General features: G+C 66.4%; 8 protein-coding genes and 1 pseudogene. 4 read left to right on the top strand and 5 right to left on the bottom strand.

Translation table 11 applies throughout. The annotated features are described in order from the left end of the window. Window positions 1-290: 290 nt before the first annotated feature. From ABIR74_RS01905 to ABIR74_RS01915, 3 genes are all read right to left on the bottom strand, one after another. Complete coding sequence (locus ABIR74_RS01905) at window positions 291-1,037, bottom strand: SDR family oxidoreductase (protein WP_348174919.1); 747 nt, start codon at window positions 1,035-1,037, stop codon at window positions 291-293. 13 nt (window positions 1,038-1,050) lie between these two features. After that, window positions 1,051-1,368, bottom strand: coding sequence for an NIPSNAP family protein (locus ABIR74_RS01910; RefSeq protein WP_348174920.1), 318 nt, complete (start codon window positions 1,366-1,368; stop codon window positions 1,051-1,053). A gap of 103 nt (window positions 1,369-1,471) precedes the next feature. Further along, window positions 1,472-2,938 (bottom strand): NAD-dependent succinate-semialdehyde dehydrogenase, encoded by a 1,467-nt coding sequence (locus ABIR74_RS01915; RefSeq protein ID WP_348174921.1) that lies wholly within the window; start codon window positions 2,936-2,938, stop codon window positions 1,472-1,474. 67 nt (window positions 2,939-3,005) lie between these two features. Between ABIR74_RS01915 and ABIR74_RS01920 the strand changes: the two genes are divergently transcribed. From ABIR74_RS01920 to ABIR74_RS01935, 4 genes are read left to right on the top strand one after another with little or no spacing between them, the layout of a single operon-like run. Continuing rightward, entirely contained in the window at window positions 3,006-3,368 is a 363-nt protein-coding gene (locus ABIR74_RS01920; RefSeq protein WP_348174922.1) for a cupin domain-containing protein, read from the top strand. Further along, on the top strand, window positions 3,338-5,215 hold the full coding sequence (locus ABIR74_RS01925) for an AMP-binding protein (RefSeq protein WP_348174923.1): 1,878 nt from the start codon (window positions 3,338-3,340) through the stop codon (window positions 5,213-5,215). The genes ABIR74_RS01920 and ABIR74_RS01925 overlap by 31 nt, the downstream gene beginning before the upstream one ends. Before the next feature lie 16 nt (window positions 5,216-5,231). Then, window positions 5,232-5,516 carry an ATP-dependent Clp protease adapter ClpS gene (gene clpS / locus ABIR74_RS01930; protein WP_348174927.1) on the top strand — a complete coding sequence of 95 codons (285 nt, stop codon included), beginning with the start codon at window positions 5,232-5,234 and terminating at the stop codon, window positions 5,514-5,516. Further along, on the top strand, window positions 5,516-5,986 hold the full coding sequence (locus ABIR74_RS01935; protein WP_348174924.1) for a DUF2017 family protein: 471 nt from the start codon (window positions 5,516-5,518) through the stop codon (window positions 5,984-5,986). Before clpS ends, ABIR74_RS01935 begins: the two co-directional genes overlap by 1 nt. Window positions 5,987-5,993: 7 nt before the next feature. Here the strand turns inward: ABIR74_RS01935 and ABIR74_RS01940 are convergent, their stop codons facing one another. Together ABIR74_RS01940 and ABIR74_RS01945 are read right to left on the bottom strand one after the other, a co-directional pair. Beyond that, window positions 5,994-7,088 carry an alcohol dehydrogenase catalytic domain-containing protein gene (locus ABIR74_RS01940; protein WP_348174926.1) on the bottom strand — a complete coding sequence of 365 codons (1,095 nt, stop codon included), beginning with the start codon at window positions 7,086-7,088 and terminating at the stop codon, window positions 5,994-5,996. Between the two features lie 3 nt (window positions 7,089-7,091). After that, a pseudogene (locus ABIR74_RS01945) lies at window positions 7,092-8,675 on the bottom strand (isochorismatase family protein). Window positions 8,676-9,152: the final 477 nt, after the last annotated feature.

Genomic DNA, 9,152 nt, shown 5'->3' on the forward strand with positions numbered 1-9,152 from the left:
CGGTCACCGCCGATCGTCTCGGCCCCGGTCTCGAACTCGTAGAGGGAGAGTCTCATCGTTCGACCTCGTAGAGGGAGAGTCTCATCGTGGAGTGACTCTACCGCGGCGAGTGGGGTGGCCTCGATGGAAGAACGTATCGAAGAATCCTCAATGAGCCAAAATACGACGGCCGGCACCGTCCTCCACGGCCCGCCGGCAGGCCCCTTCAGGTGCGCGAAGCGCCAGAAGGGTCGATTTCCACTAGCTGCGGGAATCCTGCGATACGCTCTTCTCCCGCGGGATTCCCGCAGCTAGTGGAAATACTGCCCGCCGTCGATGACGATGGTCTGGCCGGTGACGAAGCTGGAACCGGCGCTCGCGAAGTAGACAACAGCACCGACGACGTCCTCCGGCACCTGATCCCGCTGCAGCGTCCGTGCCGACACGGAGACGTCACGAAGCTTCTCGACCACCTCGGGATGCGCCTCGACGCCGGCCGACATCGTGAAGCCGGGTGCGACGCAGTTGACGAGGACGTTGTCCTTGCCGACCTCCTTCGCGAGCGCGCGTGTGAACGCCACGATCGCTCCCTTGCTCGTAACGTAATGGAGCAGGAAGGGCACGCCGCGGAACGGGGTTCCCGACGAGATGTTGACGATGCGGCCGCCGCCGTTTGCCTGCATCACCGGGAGAACGGAGCGGCACATCAGGAACATCGATGCCACGTTGACATCCATCACCTGTCGCCACTCGGCGAGCGGGATCTCCGTGAACGGCCGCATAGCGAGCGAGGCATACAGGCCGGCGTTGTTGACGAGAATGTCGATCGAGCCACACTGCGCAACTGCATCGTCGACGAGACCCCCGACCGCGGTTTCATCGGCAACGTCGGCCGTGAGCCCGACGCCGTTTCGGAAGGCCCCGGCGGCGGCTTCTGCACCCCGGATGTCCGCGATCACGATGCGCGCGCCCTCGGCAGCGAGACCGTGGGCGATAGCATGACCGATTCCCTGAGAACCACCGGTAACGAGCGCGATCTTGCCGTCGAGTTGACCCATGCGCGTCTGCCTTCTACTGGAGCGCCGAGAACGGAGTGGGCGTAAGAATCCGGTTCTGCTGCGTGTGAATCAGCGGCTGGATCTTCCCCATGAACGCCTTCCAGTCATCGCGAGCCATCAGTGCGGCCCGACGCTCCTCGCGCTGGGCGAAGCTGTCGTAGCGCCACATGCTCGTATAGGTCGAAAGCGCCCCGATGTCGGTCGTGAACGCGCCCACGAACCCGCCGAGCACCTCCTGCTGGATCGTGATTCCCTCGTCGCCGTAGAGCCGGACGAGCTCGGGCAGCTTCCCGGTGTGAACGTGATAGTCCCGCTGTTCGATGATGATCATCTCCGCACCCCTGCGGCGTTGTCGGTGACGATTCCGTAGGGGACTGGCGTAGCCTGCCTTGGCAGGCGCAGCCTGTCCCGCTGTTCGATGATCACCATTGGTTCTAGATCGCCTCCCCGATGCCGCCCATCGCGAGGTACTTGAGCTCGACCCAATCGTCCACGCCGTAGCTCGAGCCCTCGCGTCCGATACCCGACTCCTTCACACCTCCGAACGGTGCCACCTCCGAGGAGATGAAGCCGGTGTTGATCCCGACGATCCCGTACTCGAGGCCCTCTGCGACCCGCCAGGTGCGCTCGAGGTCGCGCGTATAGAAGTACGCGGATAACCCGTAGGGCGTGTCGTTCGCGATCGCGACCGCCTCTGCGTCGGTCGCGAAGCGGTTGATGCCCGCGACCGGGCCGAAGGTCTCCTCGCAGCTCATCGCCATGTCCATCGTCACGCCGGTGAGGACAGACGGCTCGAAAAACTGACCCTCGAGCCGCTTCCCGCCAACCCGGAGATCCGCGCCCCGAGCGAGGGCGTCTGCCACGTGTCGCTCAACCTTCGCGAGCGCGGGCTCATCGATGAGGGGCCCGACCTGGGCGCCTTCGGTGAACCCGTCGGCAACCTTCAGCGCCGAGACGGCTTCGGTGAACGCGCCGACGAAGTCCTCGTAGATCCCGTCCTGGACGAGAAAGCGATTCGCCGAGATGCACGTCTGTCCCGAGTTCCGGAACTTGCACATCATCGCTCCGGCGACGGCACCCTCGAGATCGGCATCGTCGAAGACGATGAACGGCGCATTGCCCCCGAGCTCGAGGGAAACCTTCTTCACCTGGCCGGCGCACTGCGCCATGAGGAGCTTGCCAACCTGCGTCGAGCCAGTGAAACCGAGCTTGCGGACGATGGGGTTCGACGTCATCTCACGACCGATCGAAGGCGCGTCGGCGGCGTCGCCCGTGACCACGGAGAAGACTCCTGCGGGTACACCCGCCTCCTCCGCGAGAGCAGCGATCGCGAGTGCGGTGAGGGGGGTCTGCTCGGCCGGCTTCAGCACCATCGTGCAGCCGACTGCGAGTGCCGGAGCGGACTTCCGGGTCGGCATTGCGGCCGGAAAGTTCCACGGCGTGATTCCGGCCGTGACGCCGATCGCCTCACGGAGCACGACGATTCGCCGGTCAGGGAGTGACTGTGGGATCACACGCCCGTCGAGGCGTTTGGCCTCCTCGGCGAACCACTCGTAGAACGAGGCTGCGTAGCCGATCTCGGCCCGCGCCTCGAAGAGCGGCTTGCCCTGCTCCCGCACGAGAAGCGCCGCGAGATCGTCGCTGCGCTCCATCATCAGATCGGCAAGGCGACGGAGGATTCGCGCCCTGTCCTTCGCAGTCCTGTGTTTCCACGCGGGAAGCGCACGCTCGGCCGCTTCGATCGCGCGCCGTGTCTCGCCAGCACCCATGCGCGGGACCTCGGCGATCGTGTCGCCGGTCGCAGGATCGACGACAGGGAATGTGGCACCGGAATCGGCATCGATCCAGGCCCCGTCGATGTATGCCCGATCTCGGAGGAGGTCTGTCTCGAGGGATGTCATGTCACGGACGATAGCTACGGGGGCGTTGCATTTTCTCCGGAACCGAAGACGATGCGATACTGATGGCATGGGTCCGCAATTCGTCCGGTTCGACGATGTCGAGCCCTTTTCGCTCGTGGCCGGTGTCGAAGGACGTCCGCTGTTCGGCGAGAAGGCGATGGTCAACCTCATCGAGTTCGGGCCTGGGGCAACGGTGCCCGCACATAGCCACCCGCACGAACAGCTCGGGATCGTTCTCCGCGGCATGCAGGCGCTTGTCATCGACGGCGTCGCGCACGAGCTCGGGCCTCTGGAGGGGTATGTGCTGCCAGGCAATGTCGAGCACGCGGCGTACTGCGGGCCTGATGGCGCGACCGTCATCGATATCTTCTGTCCAGTGAGAGAGGACTACCGGGAGCGATGGGACGGTTCAGACTCCGCAAGCGCGTAGTCGAGGCGCCCGAGCCCGACCCGTTGTTCCGGGCTCCAGCGCGGTTCAACTTCACGCGCGATGTCGTGGAGGCAGCCGCGGCAGCGGACGCCAATCGCCACGCGATGACGTTCGTCGATGACGAAGGCATTATCGACCGACGTACGTTCAAGGAGATCGCGCACGACGCGAGCCGCTGGACGTCGCTACTCCGTTCCCGGGGGCTCGGGCCAGGCGACCGCATCGTCGTGCTCGTCGGCAGAACCCCCGAGTGGCACTCGGTGGTTCTCGGCGCACTGAAGGGAGGCTTCGTTGCCGTACCTTGCCCATTGACGTTCGACCGCGACGAGTTGATGCAGCGATCCGCGCACTGCGATGCGCGGGCGATCGTCACGGATCGAGCACACGCACCTTCCCCACCTCCGGGGGAGCTCCTGGTCGTCGAGGATCTCAGGCAGGAGCTCCGCGGCCAACCGGTCGCCGTTCGGACGCACGACACGGCATCTGACGATCCAGCGTTCATTCTTTACACCGCGGGAACGACCGGAGCGCCGAAGGGAGCGATCCACACGCACGCAGCCACCTGGACGATGCGACTCCAGGCCGAGTACTGGCTGGACGCCCGCCCCGACGACCTCACCTGGTGTACCGCAGACCCGGGTTCGGCTCTGTTCGTCTGGAACTCTCTGATCGGTCCCTGGTCGCTCGGCTCCGAGATCGCGCTACACGAGGGCGAGTTCAAGGTCGAGGAACGCTTCGATCTGATCGACCGGCTCGGCGTGAGCGTCCTCTGCCAGCCGCCGTCCGAGTATCGCCAGATGGCCGAGCACGCGGACCTCGAGGCGTTCTACATCGGGAGTGTCCGTCATGCGGTGTCGACCGGGGCGCCGCTCGAGCCCGCGGTCACCGAAGCGTTCCGGGTCGCGTTCGGGGTCGCGATCCACGATGGTTACGGACAGGCCGAGACCGGGCTCGTGATCGCGAGCCGGCACGGGACGGAAGTCGACCTCGGGGCGCTCGGTGCTCCCATCCCCGGCTACGACATCGCCGTGATCGACGAGAGCGGGAACGAGCAGGCAGCCGCAGCGGAGGGCGAGATGGCGCTTCGTGGGCGCCCGCCGTCGCTCTTTACGGGCTACGTGAACGACCGCGAGGGAACAGAGGCTGTGTTCCTCGGAGAGTGGTACCTGACAGGGGATCGAGCTTCCCGCAACGCCGACGGCCTCCTCTCGTTCGCCGGCCGCGCTGACGGCCCGGGGTCAGCGGGCCGTGAGGCGCGGGAGCGTGTCGCGGCGGCCGCCGCAGCCGAGGCAACAGCCGAGGAGGCCCGCCGCGAAGCCGAGGAACGCGCGCGACAAGCCGACGAAGAACGCCGCCGCCAGGAAGAACAGGCAGCAGCAGCAGCAGCAGCAGTCGTTGTCGAAACGGCGGGGCCGAGATCAGCCGAGCCTGCCGAACCGGATGCGGGAACCGCGTCCGAGACGCAATCACCCGAGGAGCAGCCGGCCCCTGCGAAGCGCTCTCGCCGGGAGGCGGCTGCCGCACGCCGTGCCGCGAAGGCGGCCGCGAAGGCGGCCGAGGACGAGAAGAGGATCGAGGAGAAACGCCGGCGCGAGGAGGAGAAGGCCGCGGCCGAACAGGCCCGCCGCGACGAAGCCGATGCCAAGCGCGCGGCACAGGCAGCAGCCGAGGAAGCAAAGCAGCGTGAGAAGGAATCGCGTCGAACGCGGACCGTGCCTCCCACGATTCCGGATTCCGGGGACACCACGAATGACGACGACCAACGCATCAGTGCCGAGCTGATTGCCCGACTCCGAGCCTACGGGCACGGTGACAGCAGCGAGGACGCTCTGAAGGATCGGGAGTGAGAAGGTGAGCCAGACGATCGAGGCGCCGATCGAGAGCGACGTGGTGGATGCCGGTGAAGAGTTCGACCACGATCGGCCATGGGTCGTACTCGTGTGGAACGACCCGATCAACCTGATGAGCTATGTCACGCTGGTGCTCCGCAAGCTCTTCGGCTATTCGGAGGCAGAGGCGACGAGGATGATGCTCCAGGTGCACAACGAGGGCAAGGCGGTCGTATCGTCGGGCGAGAAGGAGAAGGCCGAGTTCGACGTGGCGAGGTTGCACGCTCACGGCCTCTGGGCAACGCTCAGGCAGGACTAATGCCGAGCCGACGCATCCAGCCGGACCGGAAGGGGGGCTACTACTTGCGGCTCCCGCCCGAGGAACGCGAGATCCTGCACTCGCTGCCCGGACAGATGCGCGCGGTGATGGAGACGGACGATCCTAGCCTGCGGCGCCTCTTCCCTCCCGCCTACCCGGACGACAGCGAGGCCGACGACGAGTTCCGGCGTCTCATGCGGGAGGAGATCCTCGACGGCAAGCTCAAAGCACTGCGCATCGTCGAGGAGACGGCAGACGCCGATCATCTAACCGATGAGCAGCTCGAGGGCTGGCTCGGTGCCCTCGAGAGCCTGCGCCTCTACCTCGGCACGCAGCTCGACATCTCGGAGGCGACGTACGAAAGCGACCTCGATCCCGATAATCCAGACGCACCAGCGCTCGCGCTCTACGGCTACCTGAGCTGGCTCCAGGAGGAGGCGGTCGCGGCCCTCTCAGCGAACCTGCCCTGACGAAGCCTCAGGGCTCGACAAGCACGCGTCCGGCGGGGAGCTCGAGGCTCGCGTGCACCGCGTCGTCGATCGCGTCGAGCGAGAAGACCTCACCGAGAAGCGGGGCCAGTTCGAGCCGGCCCGCCGCGACGTGCTCGAGCAAGATTGGCAACGCGACGGCGGGGTCCTCTGACCCGTACATCGTCCCTGTGAGGAACTTCTCCCGCCGGAGAAACTCGCCGGGATCGAGATCGAGCCGCACACCCGTCGGCGGCAGACCCACGATCACGGTCGTTCCCCCACTCCGCGTGAAGCGGAGAGCGGTCGCGCTCGTTTCGGGGAAGCCGACCGCGTCGAAGCCGTAGTCGGCGCCCTCGGGAGCGATCGCGGCCATCGCCTCCTTGAGGTCGTCCGGATGGACGGCATGTGTCGCGCCGAACCGAAGGGTCTGGTCGCGTCGCGCCTCGACCGGATCGACGACGACGATCGCCTCCGCCCCGGCAATCCGTGCGCCCTGCACGACGAACTGGCCGACACCACCTCCGCCGATCACGAGGACAACGCCGCCAGGCTGTGCGCGCGCTGCAAAGAGCACGGCCCCCACACCCGTCAACGCTGCGCAACCGAGCAGTGCTGCATCGCGAAGCGGCACGGCCCCATGGGTCGGGAGGGCGACACGGGAGGAAACGACGACCCTTTCGGCCCAGGCACCCGTCGCCGTGCCGCGGTAGACCGTTGCCCCGTCGAGCGATATCCCGGTCGTGCCGTCGACGAGGGTGCCGTTCCCGATCGCCCGGTGCAGCGGAACGCAGGCGGCAGGACGGCCGCGGGCACAGTCGGCACAGTGGCCGCACGAGGGCGCCCACGAGAGCACGACCTCGTCCCCCACGGCAACGGAATCGACGGCATCCCCAATGTGCTCGACGATGCCCGCGCCCTCGTGCCCGAGCACCATCGGCGTCGGGCGCTGCCACTCGCCCTTCACCTGGTGAAGGTCGGTGCCGCAGATGCCGGCCGCTGCGATGCGGACGACGACGTCGTTCGGACCGGGCTCCTCGAGGTCGAGTTCGACGACCTCGAGAGGCTCGCCGACCGCCCGGAAGAGCCCGGCCCGGGTCTTCATCTCCTATGCCCCGATCGCGGCCTTGACGGCAGCGCAGGTCGTCACCGTGGAGACGTTCTGGAGCGCGAAGTTGATCGACGCGTTCTGCCAGTCCGCGTTCATCGTCGAGGTACCGTCCTCGGGCACGACCATCACGAACCCCTTGTCGGCACCGGTGCGCGAGGTGTGCTCGATCGACATGTTCGTCCACGCGCCTGTGATGATGATCGTGTCGCGTCCGAGCCCTTCGAGCATGTTCTCGAGCCGGGTGCCCTGCCAGGCGCTCATCCGCATCTTCTCGACGATGAAGTCGCCCTCCTGGGCTTCGAGGCCTTCTGCGGGAGCCGCGCCCCACGTCCCCCGAACGAGTGCGCCCGTCTCGACGACGCCGTTGAACAGCGGCGCGTTGAGCTTCAGGCCAGGGGCTCCCGGCTCGACGATGTACCAGACGTGAAAGACCGGGATGCCGTTCGACCGGCAGGCTGCCGCGAGATCGGCGACGTTCGCGACGACGTTCTGCTCCGTCGCATGAACGGGTGAGCCCGACTCGGCGAAGGCGCCGCCTTCGATGATCACGTCGTTTTGCAGGTCCTGGATGATGAGCGCGCAACGCCCAGGATCAAGAGAAAGCTCGTCGGACAAGACATCACCTCCGTAGGGGCGAGGCGCAGCCTCGCCCGTCGTTGATTGGGCAGATCACTGCATGTAGGGCTCGCGCCGAGGACCGACCTTGGTGCGAATCGTGTAGACGGACGACGACGAAGGAATGAAGAGCGTGTGCCAGTCCGACCCGCCCCAGGTGTGGTTCCCAACGGCCTCGGGAACCTCGATCGTGCCGAGATGCTCACCCTCCGACGAGATCACCCAGACGCCCTGCGGCCCCGTCACCCAGACGTTGCCGAGCTCGTCGACCTTCATCCCGTCGGGGATGCCTTCCTCGATCACGCCGGTACCGACGCCCTCGAAGAACATGCGGCCATTCGACAGCGTGCCGTCGGCGTTGACGTCGAAGACCTTGATGTGCGCCCGCGGCGTGTCGTTGATGTACATCAACGACTCGTCGGGTGAGAAGCACAGACCGTTCGGCATGTCGAACTCGTCCTGTGCGACCGCGAGGTCGAGCTCGTCCTGCCCGCCGCCCGGGGGGATCCGGAAGACGCCCTGCCAGCCGAGGTCGCGCGCGCGCTCGATCCCGAAACCGGGGAACCGGCCGTACCACGGATCGGAGAAGTAGATGGTGCCGTCGCTGCGGACGGTGACGTCGTTCGGGGAGTTGAGGTACTTGCCCTGCCAGTGGAACGCAAGCGTCTCGCGCACGCCGTCCGGTCGCTCACGGACGAGCGAGCTCGTCACGTGCTCGCAGACGAGCAGGTTGAGATCGTGGTCGAGGGTCATCCCATTGCACTTGAACGACGGATTCCGAACCTCGGTGACGGTGCCGTCGAGGGTTACCTTGCGACGGATGTCGGCGGGCATGTCGGAGAAATAGAGCACCTGCTCGGTGGGATGCCAGATCGGCCCCTCCGTGAACGTGAATCCCGTCGCGAGCTGCTCGACTCCCGAGCCCTCCTCGACGAGGTCGTAGATCGCATTCGACTTGGCGTCGATACCCGACACTTCGGTCTCCTTTCAGGACGAAGGCTGACGCCTCGACGCTAACACGACATCGATTCTCTCGCGCTGTACCCTTGGGCGCTATGGCTCCCGGCACCGATACGGTCGTCTTCATCCCCGCCTGGAACGAGGAGGCGAACCTTCCACAGACCAACGGCCACCTCGCCCCAGACAGGCCGGCGGGCCGGCCCCTTCAGGATCAGGCGCAGCCTGCAGAAACGATGCGATCCCGCGACACGCTCTTCCATCGCGGATCCTTGTGCAGCTCGCTGGGTGCAGACCAACGGCCACCTCGTCCCAGAGAGGCCGGCGGGCCGGCCCCTTCAGGATCAGGCGAAGCCTGCAGAAACGATGCGTCGAGGTGGCGTAGCCGAATCAGCGATATGCTCTTCCATCGCGGATCCTTGTAACACCACCCAGCGAGCTGCAGACCAACGGCCACCTCGCCCCAGACAGGCCGGCGGGCCGGCC

Source organism: Gaiella sp. (assembly GCF_039915195.1).
GTDB lineage: Bacteria > Actinomycetota > Thermoleophilia > Gaiellales > Gaiellaceae > Gaiella.

Bases quoted from the DNA above. Each gene is read 5' to 3' on its own strand.
- ABIR74_RS01905 (WP_348174919.1), bottom strand. From the start codon at position 1,037: ATGGGTCAACTCGACGGCAAGATCGCGCTCGTTACCGGTGGTTCTCAG.
- ABIR74_RS01910 (WP_348174920.1), bottom strand. From the start codon at position 1,368: ATGATCATCATCGAACAGCGGGACTATCACGTTCACACCGGGAAGCTG.
- ABIR74_RS01915 (WP_348174921.1), bottom strand. From the start codon at position 2,938: ATGACATCCCTCGAGACAGACCTCCTCCGAGATCGGGCATACATCGAC.
- ABIR74_RS01920 (WP_348174922.1), top strand. From the start codon at position 3,006: ATGGGTCCGCAATTCGTCCGGTTCGACGATGTCGAGCCCTTTTCGCTC.
- ABIR74_RS01925 (WP_348174923.1), top strand. From the start codon at position 3,338: ATGGGACGGTTCAGACTCCGCAAGCGCGTAGTCGAGGCGCCCGAGCCC.
- ABIR74_RS01935 (WP_348174924.1), top strand. From the start codon at position 5,516: ATGCCGAGCCGACGCATCCAGCCGGACCGGAAGGGGGGCTACTACTTG.
- ABIR74_RS01940 (WP_348174926.1), bottom strand. From the start codon at position 7,088: ATGAAGACCCGGGCCGGGCTCTTCCGGGCGGTCGGCGAGCCTCTCGAG.